The organism is Bartonella harrusi (assembly GCF_024297065.1).
Classification (GTDB): Bacteria; Pseudomonadota; Alphaproteobacteria; order Rhizobiales; family Rhizobiaceae; genus Bartonella; species Bartonella harrusi.
Genome location: NZ_CP101114.1, coordinates 233,235 through 251,029, shown reverse-complemented (window position 1 = coordinate 251,029; position 17,795 = coordinate 233,235). Strand labels below are relative to the sequence as shown.

Annotated in this window: 16 protein-coding genes; 1 reads left to right on the top strand and 15 read right to left on the bottom strand. The window is 43.3% G+C overall.

The window, feature by feature from the left end; genetic code table 11:
- Positions 1–185 precede the first annotated feature (185 nt).
- The gene (locus NMK50_RS01060; RefSeq protein ID WP_254770524.1) at positions 186–389 is read left to right on the top strand and encodes a helix-turn-helix transcriptional regulator; all 204 of its coding nucleotides are present in this window, start codon (positions 186–188) and stop codon (positions 387–389) included.
- Between the two features lie 233 nt (positions 390–622).
- On the opposite strand, the gene NMK50_RS01055 is transcribed toward NMK50_RS01060, so the two are convergent.
- The 15 genes from NMK50_RS01055 to NMK50_RS00985 all read right to left on the bottom strand — a co-directional run bounded on the left by NMK50_RS01055 (position 623) and on the right by NMK50_RS00985 (position 17,789).
- Complete coding sequence (locus NMK50_RS01055) at positions 623–1,030, bottom strand: hypothetical protein (protein ID WP_254770548.1); 408 nt, start codon at positions 1,028–1,030, stop codon at positions 623–625.
- Positions 1,027–1,773 (bottom strand): hypothetical protein, encoded by a 747-nt coding sequence (locus tag NMK50_RS01050; RefSeq protein WP_254770547.1) that lies wholly within the window; start codon positions 1,771–1,773, stop codon positions 1,027–1,029. Before NMK50_RS01050 ends, NMK50_RS01055 begins: the two co-directional genes overlap by 4 nt.
- Before the next feature lie 131 nt (positions 1,774–1,904).
- The gene (locus NMK50_RS01045) at positions 1,905–2,309 is read right to left on the bottom strand and encodes a hypothetical protein (protein ID WP_254770546.1); all 405 of its coding nucleotides are present in this window, start codon (positions 2,307–2,309) and stop codon (positions 1,905–1,907) included.
- A gap of 20 nt (positions 2,310–2,329) precedes the next feature.
- Positions 2,330–2,956: a filamentous hemagglutinin gene (locus tag NMK50_RS01040; RefSeq protein WP_254770545.1), complete on the bottom strand. Its 627-nt coding sequence runs from the start codon at positions 2,954–2,956 to the stop codon at positions 2,330–2,332.
- Between the two features lie 111 nt (positions 2,957–3,067).
- Positions 3,068–3,472, bottom strand: coding sequence for a hypothetical protein (locus tag NMK50_RS01035; protein ID WP_254770544.1), 405 nt, complete (start codon positions 3,470–3,472; stop codon positions 3,068–3,070).
- Positions 3,469–4,167, bottom strand: coding sequence for a filamentous hemagglutinin (locus NMK50_RS01030; RefSeq protein ID WP_254770543.1), 699 nt, complete (start codon positions 4,165–4,167; stop codon positions 3,469–3,471). Before NMK50_RS01030 ends, NMK50_RS01035 begins: the two co-directional genes overlap by 4 nt.
- A 70-nt stretch (positions 4,168–4,237) precedes the next feature.
- Positions 4,238–4,645 carry a hypothetical protein gene (locus NMK50_RS01025; RefSeq protein WP_254770542.1) on the bottom strand — a complete coding sequence of 136 codons (408 nt, stop codon included), beginning with the start codon at positions 4,643–4,645 and terminating at the stop codon, positions 4,238–4,240.
- Entirely contained in the window at positions 4,642–6,498 is a 1,857-nt protein-coding gene (locus NMK50_RS01020) for a hemagglutinin repeat-containing protein (RefSeq protein ID WP_254770541.1), read from the bottom strand. Before NMK50_RS01020 ends, NMK50_RS01025 begins: the two co-directional genes overlap by 4 nt.
- Positions 6,482–6,841, bottom strand: coding sequence for a hypothetical protein (locus tag NMK50_RS01015; protein WP_254770540.1), 360 nt, complete (start codon positions 6,839–6,841; stop codon positions 6,482–6,484). The genes NMK50_RS01020 and NMK50_RS01015 overlap by 17 nt, the downstream gene beginning before the upstream one ends.
- Positions 6,842–6,974: 133 nt before the next feature.
- Positions 6,975–7,376 carry a hypothetical protein gene (locus tag NMK50_RS01010; RefSeq protein WP_254770539.1) on the bottom strand — a complete coding sequence of 134 codons (402 nt, stop codon included), beginning with the start codon at positions 7,374–7,376 and terminating at the stop codon, positions 6,975–6,977.
- Between the two features lie 20 nt (positions 7,377–7,396).
- A complete protein-coding gene (locus tag NMK50_RS01005; protein ID WP_254770537.1) occupies positions 7,397–8,119 on the bottom strand; it encodes a filamentous hemagglutinin in 723 nt (240 codons plus the stop codon).
- A 15-nt stretch (positions 8,120–8,134) separates the two neighbouring features.
- Positions 8,135–8,536 carry a hypothetical protein gene (locus NMK50_RS01000; RefSeq protein ID WP_254770538.1) on the bottom strand — a complete coding sequence of 134 codons (402 nt, stop codon included), beginning with the start codon at positions 8,534–8,536 and terminating at the stop codon, positions 8,135–8,137.
- A gap of 20 nt (positions 8,537–8,556) precedes the next feature.
- The gene (locus tag NMK50_RS00995; protein WP_254770537.1) at positions 8,557–9,279 is read right to left on the bottom strand and encodes a filamentous hemagglutinin; all 723 of its coding nucleotides are present in this window, start codon (positions 9,277–9,279) and stop codon (positions 8,557–8,559) included.
- A gap of 15 nt (positions 9,280–9,294) precedes the next feature.
- A complete protein-coding gene (locus tag NMK50_RS00990; RefSeq protein ID WP_254770536.1) occupies positions 9,295–9,696 on the bottom strand; it encodes a hypothetical protein in 402 nt (133 codons plus the stop codon).
- Positions 9,693–17,789, bottom strand: coding sequence for a hemagglutinin repeat-containing protein (locus NMK50_RS00985; RefSeq protein WP_254770535.1), 8,097 nt, complete (start codon positions 17,787–17,789; stop codon positions 9,693–9,695). Before NMK50_RS00985 ends, NMK50_RS00990 begins: the two co-directional genes overlap by 4 nt.
- Between the last annotated feature and the right edge of the window lie 6 nt (positions 17,790–17,795).

Below are 17,795 nucleotides of genomic sequence, written 5' to 3'. Positions count from 1 at the left end.
TTATCTGTGGATAACTTTCTCTCTTCGTTCTCTCATTCCGTTTCAATAAGACTCATAAATTATCAAATGAGAAAATACATCATAAAGTGCTGTTTTTTATGATTAAACTTACTTTCCAATTTAAGAAAATATGGTTAACAAACGCTTATGACTTGTTACTATTTTTTAGATTGAAAGGATCAGTTATGACTGAAAATGATGTTCTTCTTACAGACCGTGAAAGTGCAAAATTATTGCATAGCGTTTCAACATTCCGTCGGCATGTAACCAATGGATCTTTACCAAAATCCTTAAAATTTGGTTCTTTATCGCGCTGGTTACAATCCGATCTGCTGAATGTGATTGAAAAAGCCAAAACGCAACGTCAACATCTCAGTGATGTGGCATAAAAAACTGTCACGTAAGGACGGACAAGACTTTCTCAAATTATCGCAAATTTAAGGGTGCAAAATCTGTCCTGTAATGCAATATCATAGGATGAGAATATGAACTTATACTCAAAAGAACTCCCTACAATCATATTGCTTGATAGATAGTGTAGGAAATTAGCAGTTGAAACAACAATCCCGCTCTTTCAAGCAAAAGCAAAAAGAGCAGGATTGTTCATTATCACCAGAAAAAATTAAGGTTGGCATTCATCTGCGTTTTTATACTGTTTACAAAAAGGGCTGTTTAAGCGCTTTTCGACACTTCGTTTTGGGATGACAGCACCTGGACGACAAATGGGAAGGTTTTCCTCTCTAAAAGTATAACACCAGTCACCGCTTCCTTTATAATGGAAACCTGCTTGAACCATACAAGCATAAGTTGTTGCTTTAGCATTAATACTATTCTTTCTATTTTCTGAATCAGGATCAATAAGACTCGGCATTCCACATTCTAATAAGGCTTTTCCTACTTCAGTAGAATCCGCACCTGCCTTCTCCCACATATTCACATACCCTGGAGGAGGTTTGTCGATGTTTTCAATGTCACATCCAGCGATAGTTAAAAACGCTAACCCAAGTAATAATTTTAAAGTTCGTTTCATTTTTTCCTCCATAAATAACCTAAACCTAAATTATCTAAAATTGCATGTGGTGCATAAATTGGTATAGAATGAAGTATCCCATAATTATTTTGACACGCATCACTCGCATTACCATAACACCTATGGGTGCTAGGTTTGAAACCCGCTAATGCTTTCCCTTGCTCTCTCAGTGGAGAGGTTGCTATAGTCAATAAACTGTTTGCTACAAACTGCGTCATATATAAAGGATTTTTTATAGCTTTCTTCAAAAGTGAAGCATCTAGATTTAAAGGTATCTTATAAGTTGTAGGTGGATTATGACCAAACACTATACCAATGGGATCGAATATATGGTTTTGTAAATAAATATGATCTTTTTTGCCATCACTTACATAATATTGTGCATTTGCTATCGATAGAGAGTTATCTGCTGGTCCATAAAGATAGATATCTGTTTCTTGTGCGATACCATGGATGCCACGCCGTTCAAAGTCACGCAATCCATTGCCCACTGTCAAAGCGCCACGGCTATGCGCACTCACACGTGTCTTCGTATTGCCATATTGCTTCACAAAATTTTGGAACTTCTTGCTTGAATTACTCCATCCCCCAAAATACTCATAAATCGCTACTCCTACCTCTACGATCATGTCTTCAGCTTGTGGGTGGTATGTAAAATAAAGTGGCTCATGCTCATTATCAGCTAACTGGACCGCATTACGCGCTGCCTCATCTGGTGTGTTAAAAATGCCATTGTAGAACATATGAACTTCCCCATCAGAAGGCTTGTAAATGCTGTTTCTCCGCATCCGTTATAGGACGCGTTTGGAGAAACAATCCCGCTCTTTAAAGCAAAAGCAAAAAGAGCAGGATTGTTCCTTATCACCAGTAAGACTTAGGGTTGGCATTTACGACTATTTTTATACTGTTTACAAAAAGGGCTGTTTAAGCGCCTCTTGACACTGCGCTGCGGAATAACAGCACCTGGACGACAAATGGGAAGGTTTTTCTCTTTAAAAACATCACACCACGTTCCCACCTCTGTATCTTTATAGCGAAACCCTGCTTGAACCATACAAGCATCAATGGTTGCCCATGCATTATCGCTTAATTTTTGATTTTCTGGATCCTTATCATAAGGGGTTAGCATGCCACATTCTAACAAGGCTTTTCCAACTTCAGTAAAATCTGCTCCTGGTTTTTCCCATGCAGTTAAATATCCTGAAGGAGGTTTGTTAAACTGGCACCCTGCTATACTCAACAAAGTTATGGTACTTAATAATTTTAAAAGTTGTTTCATCTTTTACTCCATGATCTCATTCAAGGTCTTTGTTCTAGATGAGATGTGCCGTAACGCTTTTCACACATATCACCTGCATCTCCAAGACAAGTATGGGAGCTTATGGGGTTTGTGACCACTCTCCACCATTCTAACCAAACGTTGCTGCCAGCAGGCATTGTCCCATAGGTATAGCCATTGCCACCAATCACCCTGCTTACAAAATCATATCTATTCCCATCAAAGCCAATCGTGGTTTGTTTGCCATCACTCACATAACCTAACAGATCGGCTGCAACAGAAACATTAAAGGCTGGTCCATAGAAATCGATATGCGTATTGTCGGCTATACCATGCACGCCTTCTTGTTTGAAAGAATAAAGCATATTCCCCAATGTCATAGCGCCACGACTATGGCCATAGGGTCGCAACCCGCTGTTACCGTAGCCATACATCAAATCTTTTGCTTCTTGTGTTGAATTGCTCAAACCCCAAAAATTATTTTCCAAAAACTTTTGATACCCTGCAACTAGCAACTCTGATATGGCCGAATCTGCTTGCGGAAACTCAACAACATAAATCGGATCATTTTGATTGTTGGCATGTTGAACCGCATAAACAGCAGCCTCTTCAGGCGATGTAAAAATCCCATTGAGAGAGATATGCACTTTGCCATCAGCGCCTTTCTGTAAATGCTGTTTATCCTCATCTGTTAGAGGATGCGTTCAGAGAAACAATCCCGCCATAAGAGCAGGATTGTTCCTCATCATCAGTAAGACTTAGGGATAACATTCATATTGTTCTGGATGCTGTTTACAAAACGGGCTGTTTAAGCGCCTCTTGACACTTCGCTGCGGAATAACAGCACCTGGACGACAAATCGGGAGGTTTTCGGCTTTATGATTTCCACACCATCCCCCCCCCCTATCATATTTATCATGGAAACCAGCTTGAATCATACAAGCTTCTATGGTTGCCCATCCATTGTTGCTTAAATTTCTGTTTTCCGGAAATACATCATAAGGAGCTGGCATTCCACATTCTAAAAGTGCTTTTTTTACCTCAAGCCGATCTGCTCCTGATTTTTCCCACACAGTGAAGTATCCTGCAGGAGGTTTATTAAACTGGCACCCAGTTATAACTAATAAAGCTATGCAACTCAATAATTTAAAGATTTGTTTCATTTTTTATTCCTTAAAGGGACTTGTACTCGATGGGAAAGTCCATATGTATTTCGACATTTTGGACCTGCATCTCCAAGGCACGTATGGACGTTATAGGGATTTGAGAACATATTCCACCATTCTTTCCAGGCATTACTACCAGCAGGTATTGTCTCGTAAGTATAGCCATTACCACCGATCACTCTGCTTACAAAGTCATATCTATGCCCATCAAAGCCAATAGTGGTTTGTTTGCCACCTCTCAGATAAGTTAACAGACCTCTCGTAGCTTCGGCGTTAGCAGCTGGTCCATAAAGATTAATCTCTGTGTTCTCTGCTCTATCCTGTACACCTTGTTGTTTTAAAGAATTCAGCGTATTATACAATGTCATGCCAGCACGACTATGTCCATAAAGTTCCAACCCCTTGTTGCCATAGCCATATATCAAATCTTTTGCTTCTTGTGTTGAATTGGTCAAACCCCAAAAGTTATTTTCCATAAACTTCTGATAACCCGCAACCATCAACTCTGAAATAGCAGAATTGGCTTCAGGAAACTCGACAAAATAAATCGGATCATTTTTATTGTCGGCATGTTGAACCGCATAAACAGCAGCCTCTTCAGGTGATGTAAAAATTCCATTGAGAGAGATATGAACCCGACCATCAGCGCCTTTCTGTAAATGCTGTTTCTCCGCATCTGTTAAAGGATGCATTCAGAGAAACAATCCCGCTCTTTAAAGCGAAAGCAAAAAGAGCAGGATTGTTCATTATCACCAGCAAGACTTAGGGTTTGCATTCAGGTGCATTTTTATACCTTTTACAAAAAGGGCTGTTTAAGCGCTTTTCGACACTTCGTTTTGGGATGACAGCACCTGGACGACAAATGGGAAGGTTTTCCTCTCTAAAAGTATAACACCAGTCACCGCTCCCTTTATAATGGAAACCTGCTTGAACCATGCAAGCATCTATTGTTGCATCCTCATTATTACTCAGCTTTCTATTTTCTGAATCAGGATCGATAAGACTCGGCATTCCACATTCTAATAAGGCTTTTCCTACTTCAGTAGAATCCGCACCTGCCTTCTCCCACATATTCACATACCCTGGAGGAGGTTTGTCGATGTTTTCAATGTCACATCCAGCGATAGTTAAAAACGCTAACCCAAGTAACAATTTTAAAGTCCATTTCATTTTTTCCTCCATAAATAACCTAAACCTGAATTATCTAAAATTGCATGTGGTGCATAAATTATTGTATCATGAGGAGTTCCATAACCTCTTACACACGCCTTATCCGCATTACCATAACACCTATGGGTGCTAGGTTTGAAACCCGCTAATGCTTTCCCTTGCTCTCTCAGTGGAGAGGTTGCTATAGTCAATAAACTGTTTGCTACAAACTGCGTCATATATAAAGGATTTTTTGTAGCTTTCTTCAAAAGTGAAGCATCTAGATTTAAAGGTATCTTATAAGTTGTAGGTGGATTATGACCAAACACTATACCAATGGGATCGAATATATGGTTTTGTAAATAAATATGATCTTTTTTGCCATCACTTACATAATATAGTGCATTTACCATCTCTTGAGCGTTATCAGCTGGTCCATAAAGATAGATATCTGTTTCTTGTGCGATACCATGGATGCCACGCCGTTCAAAGTCACGCAATCCATTGCCCACTGTCAAAGCGCCACGGCTATGCGCACTCACACGTGTCTTCGTATTGCCATATTGCTTCACAAAATTTTGGAACTTCTTGCTTGAATTACTCCATCCCCCAAAATACTCATAAATTGCTAATCCTACCTCTACGATCATGTCTTCAGCTTGTGGGTGGTATGTAAAATAAAGCGGCTCATGCGCATTATCAGATAAGTGGACAGCATTATACGCTGCGTCATCTGGTGTGTTAAAAAGGCCATTGTAGAACATACGCCTGATGCCATCAGAACCGGCTTTTAAGTTCTGCTCTTCTTCAGGTGTTAAATAATGATACAGAGCAATATATTCTCCATCGCTGTCTTTTATAGGTTCTCCATTTTCATTGGTTGCATAGACTACGTCGCCATTTTCATCATGCAAAACCTCACCCACAGGATGCTTTTTGACATTTGCAATTTCGTGCACTTTGCCAAAATAACCAAACCCTTCATCCAATAAATCATTGATCATATCTAAGCGATTATGCACTGCCCCCTCAAGCGAGGAGACATCTATCGGTGCCACGGTTTGATGGGCTGCCGCGGTGTTGCGGTTGAGGGCATCAATGATTTGTCCTGCATCTTGCCCCATCGCTCTTTGGTTGGTTGCATCTGTCAGGATAATGATGCCCTCACTGATAGCCGATTTGGTTTCCCCTTCCGCTGCGTCCTTGACTTTGTCATGCCCTAAAGCATTTTTGGCAAGATTCTTTAGGATACCAGATGTCCCCTGTTGTAAAACACCACCACCAGAAACACTAACCCCATGGCTGCTCGCTTTTGCATGGGCACTGTTGGTAATGTCCGTGGTCGTGATGCTTCCAGTGGTCAAACGGTTGTTTTCTGCTGGTGCAGTACTGGAAATGAGACCCCCTGTCAGGGTTGTGTTATCTTTAACGTTGATATCAAAACCGCCATCACCCGCTCTAATCCCCGATTGCTCTATAACACTGCTATAATCACTGGAGGATTGATCCTTTTGTGAGGAGAGGCTTGTTGAGCCAGAATCAAAACTTTTGCTCCCACCAAAACCAACAGAAGCAGTCTTCTGCTTGTTGGAAGTTTGTCCACTATCACTGCGGCTGGTAATGGTCAAACTTTCCCCCACATCCACTTTGACCTGATTTCCAGAAACTACAGCGCCTGCCAATGTGGTGTTGGCGCCACTGGAAGTGTGAACAGTACCGGTGCCAATGACATGGCTGTTCTTCTGCTGAAGCTCTTTACTGGAGCTTTCCCCTTGGCTAAAGGAAGCATTGCCTGTTCCCCCCGCACCACCGGTGCCGTAGCTGTATCCAACATTGACCGAAGCGCTTTGCATGCTGTTAAGGTTGGCATTCATATTGTTCTGAATGCTTTTTACAGTAAGGGCTCTTTAAGCGTCTCTCAACACTTCGTTGAGGCATGACAGCACCTGGACGACAAATGGGAAGATTTTCGGCTTTGTGATTCTCACAAAAACCTTGTATTGGAAAGCTAGGGCGGAAACCTGATTGCGCCATACACATTTCAATACTGGCGTATTGATTCAAATCTAGCGCCACAACCTTATCAAAATCCGGTACTCCACATTCTAAAAGTATTTTCTTTCTCCATAATTCTGGAGAAAGTGAGGGAATTGAATTAACACATCCAGCCGTACTTAAGAGAGCTATGCAGCTCAATAGTTTTAAAGTTTTCTTCATTTTGTCCCTCCTTTAAGGGATCTATTTTACGGTGAGATGGCTCGTAAGCCTGTTGATATTTGTGTATTGCGATGGTGAAATAAGAAAACAATCCCGCTATAAGAGCAGGATTGTTCATTATCACCAGTAAAAATTAAGGCTTGCATTCAGGTTGTACTGGACTTTTTTTACAAAAAGGGCTGTTTAAGCGCCTCTTGACACTGCGCTGCGGAATAACAGCACCTGGACGACAAGCCGGAAGATCCTTCCCCTGAACATTCTCACACCACGTTCCTACTTCATCTTTATAGCGAAATCCTGATTGAACCATGCAAGAATCAATGAGCGCCTTTTTATTTAAGCTTAACTTTTGATTTTCTGGAAAAACATCATAAGGGGTTGGCATGCCACATTCTAACAATGCTTTTCCAACTTCAGTAAAATCTGCTCCTGGTTTCTCCCACATCGCCAAAGATGATGTAGGAGGTTTGTTAAACTGACACCCAACTATACTCAATAGAATTATCGCACCTAATAATTTTAAAAGTTGTTTCATCTTTTACTCCATGATCTCATTCAAGGTTTTTGTTCTAGATGAGATGTGCCGTAACGCTTTTCACACATTTTGCCTGCATCTCCAAGACAAGTATGGGAGCTTATGGGGTTTGTGACCACTCTCCACCATTCCATCCAAACGTTGCTGCCAGCAGGCATTGTCCCATAGGTATAGCCATTGCCACCAATCACCCTGCTTACAAAGTCATATCTATTCCCATCAAAGCCAATCGTGGTTTGTTTGCCATCACTCACATAACCTAACAGACCGGCTGCAACAGAAACATTAAAGGCTGGTCCATAGAAATTGATATGCGTATTGTCGGCTATACCATGCACGCCTTCTTGTTTGAAAGAATTCAACGTGTTATAAATTGTCATGCCACCACGGCTATGGCCATAAAGTTCCAACCCGCTATTACCGTAGCCATACATCAAATCTTTTGCTTCTTGTGTTGAATTGCTCAAACCCCAAAAGTCATTTTCCATAAACTTTTGATACCCTGCGACCAGCAGCTCTGATATGGCCGAGTCTGCTTGCGGAAACTCAACAAGATAAATTGGATCATTTTTATTTTTAGCATGTTGAACAGCATAAACAGCGGCCTCTTCAGACGGTGTAAAAATCCCATTGAAAGAGATCTGAACCCGACCATCAGCACCTTTCTGTAAATGCTGTTTCTCCTCATCCGTTAAAGGATGCCTCCAGAGAAACAATCCCGCCAAAAGAGCAGGATTGTTCATTATCATCAGCAAGACTTAGGGATAACATTCATATTGTTCTGGATGCTGTTTACAAAAAGGGCTGTTTAAACGCCTCTTGACACTGCGCTGCGGAATAACAGCACCTGGACGACAGATGGGAAGGTTTTCGGCTTTATGATTTACACACCATCCTCCCCCCCTTTCTTCATAACGGAATCCTGATTGAACCATGCAAGCATGAATTGTTGCTAGTGCATTGTTACTTAACTTTTGATTTTCTGGAAAAACATCATAAGGGGTTGGCATGCCACATTCTAACAAGGCTTTTCCAACTTCAGTAAAATCTGCTCCTGGCTTCTTCCATGCCGCCAAAGATGATGTGGGAGTTTTATTAAACTGACATCCCACTATACTCAACAGAATTATAGTACTTAATAACTTTAAAATTTGTTTCATTTTTTACTCCATGATCTCATTCAAGGTTTTTGTTCTAGATGAGATGTGCCGTAACGCTTTTCACACATTTTGCCTGCATCTCCAAGACAAGTATGGGAGCTTATGGGGTTTGTGACCACTCTCCACCATTCCATCCAAACGTTGCTGCCAGCAGGCATTGTCCCATAGGTATAGCCATTGCCACCAATCACCCTGCTTACAAAGTCATATCTATTCCCATCAAAGCCAATCGTGGTTTGTTTGCCATCACTCACATAACCTAACAGACCGGCTGCAACAGAAACATTAAAGGCTGGTCCATAGAAATTGATATGCGTATTGTCGGCTATACCATGCACGCCTTCTTGTTTGAAAGAATTCAACGTGTTATAAATTGTCATGCCACCACGGCTATGGCCATAAAGTTCCAACCCGCTATTACCGTAGCCATACATCAAATCTTTTGCTTCTTGTGTTGAATTGCTCAAACCCCAAAAGTCATTTTCCATAAACTTTTGATACCCTGCGACCAGCAGCTCTGATATGGCCGAGTCTGCTTGCGGAAACTCAACAAGATAAATTGGATCATTTTTATTTTTAGCATGTTGAACAGCATAAACAGCGGCCTCTTCAGACGGTGTAAAAATCCCATTGAAAGAGATCTGAACCCGACCATCAGCACCTTTCTGTAAATGCTGTTTCTCCTCATCCGTTAAAGGATGCCTCCAGAGAAACAATCCCGCCAAAAGAGCAGGATTGTTCATTATCATCAGCAAGACTTAGGGATAACATTCATATTGTTCTGGATGCTGTTTACAAAAAGGGCTGTTTAAGCGCCTCTTGACACTGCGCTGCGGAATAACAGCACCTGGACGACAGATGGGGAGGTCCTCGGATTTGTGATTCTCACACCAAGTCCCACCCCCTACTTTATCACGAAACCCTGATTGAACCATACAAGCATCAATAGTTGCCCATGCATTGTAGCTGAGCTTTCTATTTTCCGGATCGACATCATAAGGTGTTGGCATGCCACATTCTAACAAAGCTTTTGCTACTTCAGTAAAATCTGCTCCTGGTTTCTCCCACGCAGCTATCTCTCCTAGAGGAGGTTTATTAAACTGGCATCCCACTATACTCAACAGAATTATAGTACTTAATAATTTTAAAATTTGTTTCATTTTTTACTCCACGATTTTCTTGAAGGAACTTGTTCTAAATGGGATGTGCCATACAGCTTTTGGCATTTTGGACTTGCATCTCCAAGACAAGTATGGACACTTATGGGATTTTTGAACATTTTCGACATTTCGTTCCAAGTACTACTGCCAGCAGGCTTTGTCTCAAAGGTATAGCCATTACCTCCGATCCATCTGCTCACAAAATCATCTTTATGCCCATCAAAGCCAACTGTTGTTTGTTTGCCATTGCTCACATAAGCTAACAGACCGGCTGTAGCTGCGGCATTAGCCGCTGGCGCATAAAGATTGATATTGGTGTTTTCTGCTATATCATGCACGCCTTGATGTTTTAAAGAACTCAACGTGTTATAAATTGTCATGCCACCACGGCTATGGCCATAAAGTTCCAACCCGCTGTTACCGTAGCCATACATCAAATCTTTTGCTTCTTGTGTTGAATTGCTCAAACCCCAAAAGTCATTTTCTAGAAACTTTTGATAGCCTGCGACCAGCAGCTCTGAGATGGCCGAATCTGCTTGCGGAAAGTTGACAAAATAAATCGGATCATTTTGATTATTGGCATGCTGAACCGCATAAACAGCAGCCTCTTCAGGCGATGTAAAAATCCCATTGAGAGAGATATGCACTTTGCCATCAGCGCCTTTCTGTAAATGCTGCTTATCCTCATCCGTTAAAGGACGCGTTTCGGGAATTTGTTGACCACGAGCGTCTCTTATATATTGCCCATTTTCATCTTTTTTATAGATGATTTTGCCATTTTTATCACGGGCCACCACAGAGATGGGGTGCTTTTTGATAAACATGGTTTTATAAGCTTCATCACTGTATTTAAACCCTTCTTCTAGCAATTGGGTTGCCATTTCACGGTTTTCATGCACGATCTGTTCTAGCTTGGCGACATCAAGCGGTTGTACAGCTTGATGGGCTGTCGCAGTGTCGCGGTTGAGGGAGGCGATGGTTTGTTCAACCCCTTGCCCTGTCAATGCCTGCTGCCCCGTTGCATCGGTAATAACGATAGTGCCATTGCTAATAGCGGATTTGGTTGCGCCTTCCTTTGTATCTTGCGCTTTGGCATGATCTAAAATATTTTTGGCAACATTTTTCGCAACACCATATGTCCCTTTTTGCATTGCACCACCCATAGCAATGCTAATCCCACGGCTGTTGGCTTTTGCCTCAGCATGGTTATCAATATCCGTGGCAATAATACTTCCGGTGGTCAAACGGTTGTTTTCTGCCGGTGCACTGCTGGCAATGAGACCCCCTGTCAGGGTTGTTTTATCCTTTACAGTGATTTCAAAACCACCCGTCCCCGCTCTAATCCCCGACTGCTCTATAACGCTGCTATACTCACTGGAGGATTGATCCTTTTGTAAGGAAACATTGGTTGAAGCTGTATCCGTACTCTTCGCACTATCAAACCCAACAGAAACAGATTTCTGCTCGTTGGTAGCATGTCCCGTATCACTGATGCTGGCAATGGTCAAATCCCCACCAATTGCCATTTCTACACGATTCCCAGAAACCACGGCACCCTTCAATGTAGTGTTGGCGCCACTGGAAGTGTGAACCGTGCCGGTGCCAATGACATGGCTGTTCTTCTGCTGAACCTGTTCACTGGAGCCCTTGCCTTTACCAAAAGAGGCATTGCCCATCCAACCTGTACCACCCGTACCATAGCTGTATCCAACATTGACCGAAGCACTTTGCATGCGACTTTGTGTGTCTTGGGTGTTTTTGGCACTTTCAAGGATGATATCTTTCCCTGCTGCCAAGTTGATATTTCCACTCTGTGTATCGCTACCCGTTGCATAAAGTGGATTGGTACCGGCAATAATATCCGTTCCAACACCATGGATGTTGCCTTGATGGGCTTGCATCGTGACAGAACGCCCTGCTTCTATTGTTGTGGTTTCTGCGGTTGATGTCTGAGAAGAGGCACTTGCTTTCTCAGTCTGAAAGCCCACGGAGACATTGGCTGAAACATCAGCGATATTGGCAAGAGCCCCTTTTGGGGAGCCATTCTTTATCCCATGATAAAAACCTTGGCTTTTATCATAGAAATCATAGCCTTTTAGACCGCCAAGAATGGCATTGCCAATTTTATGTTTGGTATCCCCATGGTCAAAACGTTTTGCTGCATTCTTTACATCCTGTATGGTGCCAAGAATACCAATATTAACAGAGGCTGTAACACCGGCAAAAGACTTTTCATGGCTTTCTTTTGCGTTAGAGGTATCATAGCTTTGCGAAAGCGTGATATTATTGCCAGCATCAATGTTGACATCACGATTTGCCGAAACATTTGTCGCTTGTAAATTCACATCATTGCCGGCACTGATCTGCACATCATTCTTTGCCATCAGATGCGATTGAACTGCTGTTGTTTCCCATTGATCGCCCGTGTCTTTCGTGCTGGCAATCCCAATACCAAGAGAGGCACCACTGGTCTTCTTGGTAAACTGAAAGCCAAAACCTGTGCGTTCTTCCTTTGAACTTGCGCTATGACTATTGTGACCAGGTAAAACATTGATATTGCGGGCTGCCGAAACATGAATATTTTCTTGCGCATTAAAATCAGAGCCGACCACGTTCACATCTTTTTCCCTAGCAATGATGTTGACATTTCCGTCCGCATTTAAAGAAGAGCCTTGATATTCAAAACGCTCTCCATTTTGTGTTTTTCCCTCACTCCCGTATATCGACACAAAGCCACTTCCTGATCCCACACCAAAACCAGATTTATGCTCTTCTGAATGGCTGCTATGGTGCTCTGTCATGCCATCAATCGTCACATCTTGCGCACGCATATTGATATCTTGATTTGACACCAGATGAGACGCCGTAATTTTGCCTTTCCCTTGGGCTTCTAGGTCAATATTGCCTGTCGCGCCAAGAACAGAAGCAACCGTTGTGGTGTGCGCTTCAGATTTCTCTGAGGATTCCTCGTGAAAAAAGCTGCTGGACGAGGATTGTTGTTGCTGGTCAAATTGTTGTTTTGCACCTTTGATGGTAATATTGCCACCCGAATGAATGGAAATCTCCGCTTTTGCCTGATCTGCTGCTTTCTCTTGTTTACCAGCTACTTTACCAGCTACAAGCGTTGATCCGATGATGGTGGTATCTCTGCCAGAGTCAAGGGCAACCCCTTCACCCCCTGTAACACTTGAGCCTACCACTGTTGTCGCATCAATCTTGTTGTGCGCTGATTTGCTGCTGCTAAATGTTCCTCCCTTTTTGTGGTACTCCATCTCATAATGGAGGCTGTCTTCTGCATTGGTGATGACAATATCGTTACTCGCTTTCAGCCCCACCTTGCCCTCAGCGGCAACATCACTACCCGTGATGGTGAGATCATGCTGTTTGCCATCCTGCCCTGCAACAACACTAACATCCCCTGCCGATTTTATCAAAGAACCCTGAGAAATAGAGGCTTGCATATCCGCTTTCGCATTGTTGGTATGAAGATGATACTCCATCTCATCTTCTCTCACCCCTATACTGATCTCCCCTTGAGCACCAAGAGCAACATTGCCCTTGGCATCGATATCAGAAGCAGCTATGTGAATATCTTGACCAGAGAGAACTATGGTCTCTTGTCCAGAACGCAAATGAGAACCATTATGTAAGGCAACATGGGATGTTTCACTGCCGTTCTGATTGTTCATAGTGTTGCGCGTGGCATCAATCGAAACGGTCTCTTTGCCTTGTAAGTGAAGTGCATCCTTTGCTTGAACATCAGAACCTAAAACATTAAGTTTCTTGCCAGAAAGAAGCGTTGTTGCCCCCCCAGACTGAACTTCCGATTTATGATGCATGGTGGCATCACTGCGCCCCGTGTGGTGATGGGTTTTGGCTGTGCCTATCGTCAAATTGCCCTGCTCTGTGGTCATGGCAAGATCACCCCCTGTGGTGATCCCCACTCCTGAAGCGGTGAGATCTTGTTTGGCAATCACCCTCGCATTGCCCCCCGCAGAAAGCGCCTTCGTGTTTAAAACAGTCTCCACACCGTCAACCGTTGTGCGCCCTGCTGCAAAACCAATATTGTGTTCTGCAACCATAACAGCATCATTACCCGCAGCAAAATGCCCCCCTTGAGCAAGAATATCCCCAACATTGACAGATAAATTGTGCGATGCCGCAATCCGCCCTGAATTGGTAATCCTTGAATTGCTGGTATTCTCGCTGGTGATATTGACATCATCCCCCATGATCAAGGCACCAGCAGAAACAAAGGAGGCTCTGTCCTTTTCTGGAATGTAAAGCACGGGTACGTAAACATCCATACCCTTTACCTTTTGCTGTACATAGATCACCATCGGGCTTTCTAATGAAGCCAATTGTTCTGCTGTTAAAGCCTCACCAAAGGGAAGATTGTGTGTTTTTGCATATTCTGCCCCCACATCCAGCAAGTTTTTGACTTGTTCAATGCTATCCTTGCCTGGAATAAACGCGCCCTTACCCAAACCTTGACCAACAAGATCACGCATTTGTTTTTCAATCAATTGCTTTTCAAAATAAGCATCCCCTAAGAAAAAAATCTCCCGATCAGGATTGTAACCAATTCTATGTAAATAATAGGCTGAGCCATAAAACTTGCCAACATCAAGGAATTCTGCCCGCGTTTCATAAAGGAAATTTTGTTTTGGCAAAGTGCCACCCACTCCACCCGATTGCGGTTTTGGTACAGGCAAAGAACTGCCATCGGAAACACCCGTTGTCCCATTCAAGGCGATTTTTGGTATAAATAAAGCATCCGCCGCAGTTAAGCCATTTGCAGTTAAGCCATTTAAGGCATCCAGTGGATTTCCTCCAACGGCTTTGGCTTCAAAATGCGCATCCCCCGTAATGGAACCTTGTGCCGCTGTGTTATTAAGCGTCCCAACCACCAAATTCAACGTGCCCGCTGCTTGGACAAGACCAGAAACCGTATCAAGAGCTTCTGAGCTAATTTGGCGATTCTTGCCATTGGCTATGTCTAAAGAAACATCGCGGCTTCCATCAGCTTTATAGCCATAACAATTGTCTGTATTGGCATTACAATGCATATACGTATTTTTATAGGCTGTTGCCCCTAAATTGGTCAGCACATCGGCATGGATATCGGCATTTCCACCCGCACTCATAAGACTATAATGATTGTCAATATTATCAGCGTTAATGGTGAGATCACCGCTCGACTGTATCATCCCCTGCACGGTTGGTTTATGCGAAAGCCCTTGCGTGACAGTTTGCTTTGTCATATGCGACCAGTTTTCGTTTATTGACCATAACCATCCTGCCTTCCGCCGAGAACCATTCCAAGAATACTGTTTTACGGACTTTTGATCATAGACAGGTTTAAATTCCCAAGTAAATGCCTTATAAACTGTTCCATCTTCCAAGGTTACTGTACCATAAGTTTCTTCTTTGCTCGTCCAAAGAGGAACATCCAAAAAGATTTTTACGTGCCCTTTAAAAGGCCCAGTATGACTTTGATGTTCATGCCCCTTTCCCCAAAGGTTAGGTCCATCTTGATATAACATTCCATCACTGAGCCGATCAGCACCCTCTGGTTTTTCGAAGGCAATGTTTGCATATTCCGATGTTTCCGTGATGACCGGCGTGCTATCAGCTTCATTTTTAAGTGTAGTGGTTTGGATATTCAAGTTTCCACCAGCTTGAATAAAACCTGCTTTGTTGACAAGCGAAAGGCTCTTGCCCGTGCCCTCTGCATTGCTGAATAGCAAATCTCCCTCGGCTATAATGGCGCCAAAAGCATTCAACAAAGCACCATCAACTTTGAGGGCACCACGCCCCCCTGCATAGATTAAACCCGTTTTGCTGTTGGTGACATCACCCTTCACCATAAAGGCTAAATCCTGTCCCGCTGCCAATTGACCGCTATTGTCTAATCGCCCCGCTTTGATCACAAAATCGCGCGCCGCTAAAACCGATGTGCTCTCATCCACCATAACGCCTGGAGCAACAAAGAGAATATCTCCTGTCCCCACTTCATCCCTTATGGCTCGTAAAAGAGCATGATGAATATCAAGAGCATTGGTGCTGTTAAAATCTAATCCCCCATAAGTCAACGTGCTGCCTGAAACATTAATATGATCCCCCTGCAAAAACAGCGTTTGCGGCGTGCAAATATGCGAACGATTATTGCTTAAATCAAGGGTCTTGGCTGTCAATCGCACATCCCCCATAACAGACAGCTCATTTTCAACACTGATCCCTCCAGACACGGATGTCAGGGTTGCTGTGCCATAGCCCATGACATGATCATAATAAATGTCGCTGCCAGCAAAAAGGTCAATATTCTCACCACTCACAATCTGCCCAACTTTTATCCCTTCGCGCGCTGTCACCGCAAAAGAGCCTTTATCATGCAAAACAATCTTCCCATCCTCGGTCGATTGTGCGAAATCAACAGCTGTCATAACGGTTCCAGCAGCCAAACTTCCAACCGTTAAAAGGGCATCATCGCCCGTCATTAAAGAGGAAAAATCAACCACTCCACCCTCAATGTTGGCTTTGCCATAGGCTAAAAGCTGCCCAAAATGAACAGGAGCATTGCTGTTTGGTTGCCCATGAATGGATACATCGTGATGCGAAAGAATCGTTTGCGAAACAAAAAGCCCATCATGCGAAACCAATCGCACATCTCCTGCCCCATAAATATTGGCGGCATGAATGCTTCCTCTAACACTTTCAAGAGCAACATCCCCTTTGCTACCAAGAACAACAATACCCGCAGCACCCGTTGCCTCCATATCAACACCACCAGCGAAAAGACCTGCCTGAAGATTGCCACCAGCTTGTGCTTTAAGAGCCCCTTGTGCTAAAACAATCCCATCAATGGTGAGATCACCCCCTGTGGCAAAGGTCAAATCCGCTCCAGAGCCAACTTGAGAAACTTTCAGAGCACCCCGTGATGACAAATGCATATTGCCCGCAGAGGTTGCTTTTCCTGAAATGGTTAAAACCCCACCTTGCGCATCGGCTTTCAAATGACCATCCGCTCCAACTTTTTCTAACGTAACATCCTTGGCTGCGGCAATCTCAACATCCTTTTTCGAGGCAATGCTTTTTGCCAAAATGCTCTTGCTCTTTGATTTCAGGACAACACCGCCATGACCAAAAACATTCTTCAAGGAAATTTTCCCATCCGCAGAAAGCTGCAACTGCCCCACATTCGCCGCCATATCATGACGCATGCGAACCCCTACACCATTTTCCGTGGCAACAAGTTTAATGCGATCCCCCTGTAAGGCGCCCAACGCAGAACCATCTATCGCATATTCCGGTTTACCGGTAATATCCATGAGATCTTTCATTTGCCGAGAAGCATAATCAAAGTGACCCGTCCCAGCACTCACCCCTATCTCTCGACCCGCAACAGGTCCTTCAAAATGCACTGTGCGTGAAACAATATCGACAATATCAACCAAACCCTTGCCAGAGAAAAAATTCGCACCCTTTTCTCCAAAGTTAATATCCCCTCCCTTGACCGCAAATCCTTTCAGAAAACCGCTCACGTCAATTTCGGGAACACCGGTGGTTAAGGTTGCACGAGGCGTATTAATAAAGCCGCAGCCATTACAACTGATCCCATTGGGATTGGCTATAATCACATCGGCTTGATGCCCAAAAACCTCCGCTGGACCTTCAAGGGCACTGCGGTTACCGCTGGTCACTTCATTTAAAATCACCTTTGCCCAACCAGAAGAGCGTAAATGCGGATTGCCCGGCATAATGCCCCCCAACTGCGATTGTCCAACTTCACTGGTATGATTGTTGAAAATAACACCTGGATGACCGATATTAAAATCGTGATATTTATTGTGTGATAAACCCATGCCATTGGGGGTGACAATATCAATCGAGGGAACCCCATTGGGGGCTTCTACAATATTAGGACGATGTACGCTACCTACGTGAGGATCAACAGTAATCTGTGCCTGAATTATTGGTGCCTGTAAGAGAAAAGTAGAACCAAGCCCCGCGAGCAAAGTTTTCTTCAGCATGCTCCTTGTGACTGAAACTCCAAAGAAAGCGGTTCTTTTTGTTCTCTGATTGTGTGTCATCTTTTA

Coding starts and splice junctions, on each gene's coding strand:
- NMK50_RS00985 (WP_254770535.1), bottom strand. CDS start 17,789: ATGACACACAATCAGAGAACAAAAAGAACCGCTTTCTTTGGAGTTTCA.
- NMK50_RS00990 (WP_254770536.1), bottom strand. CDS start 9,696: ATGAAACAAATTTTAAAATTATTAAGTACTATAATTCTGTTGAGTATA.
- NMK50_RS01030 (WP_254770543.1), bottom strand. CDS start 4,167: ATGCATCCTTTAACAGATGCGGAGAAACAGCATTTACAGAAAGGCGCT.
- NMK50_RS01060 (WP_254770524.1), top strand. CDS start 186: ATGACTGAAAATGATGTTCTTCTTACAGACCGTGAAAGTGCAAAATTA.
- NMK50_RS01045 (WP_254770546.1), bottom strand. CDS start 2,309: ATGAAACAACTTTTAAAATTATTAAGTACCATAACTTTGTTGAGTATA.
- NMK50_RS01000 (WP_254770538.1), bottom strand. CDS start 8,536: ATGAAACAAATTTTAAAGTTATTAAGTACTATAATTCTGTTGAGTATA.
- NMK50_RS01050 (WP_254770547.1), bottom strand. CDS start 1,773: ATGTTCTACAATGGCATTTTTAACACACCAGATGAGGCAGCGCGTAAT.
- NMK50_RS01010 (WP_254770539.1), bottom strand. CDS start 7,376: ATGAAACAACTTTTAAAATTATTAGGTGCGATAATTCTATTGAGTATA.
- NMK50_RS01020 (WP_254770541.1), bottom strand. CDS start 6,498: ATGAATGCCAACCTTAACAGCATGCAAAGCGCTTCGGTCAATGTTGGA.
- NMK50_RS01005 (WP_254770537.1), bottom strand. CDS start 8,119: ATGAACAATCCTGCTCTTTTGGCGGGATTGTTTCTCTGGAGGCATCCT.
- NMK50_RS01035 (WP_254770544.1), bottom strand. CDS start 3,472: ATGAAACAAATCTTTAAATTATTGAGTTGCATAGCTTTATTAGTTATA.
- NMK50_RS01015 (WP_254770540.1), bottom strand. CDS start 6,841: ATGAAGAAAACTTTAAAACTATTGAGCTGCATAGCTCTCTTAAGTACG.
- NMK50_RS01055 (WP_254770548.1), bottom strand. CDS start 1,030: ATGAAACGAACTTTAAAATTATTACTTGGGTTAGCGTTTTTAACTATC.
- NMK50_RS00995 (WP_254770537.1), bottom strand. CDS start 9,279: ATGAACAATCCTGCTCTTTTGGCGGGATTGTTTCTCTGGAGGCATCCT.
- NMK50_RS01025 (WP_254770542.1), bottom strand. CDS start 4,645: ATGAAATGGACTTTAAAATTGTTACTTGGGTTAGCGTTTTTAACTATC.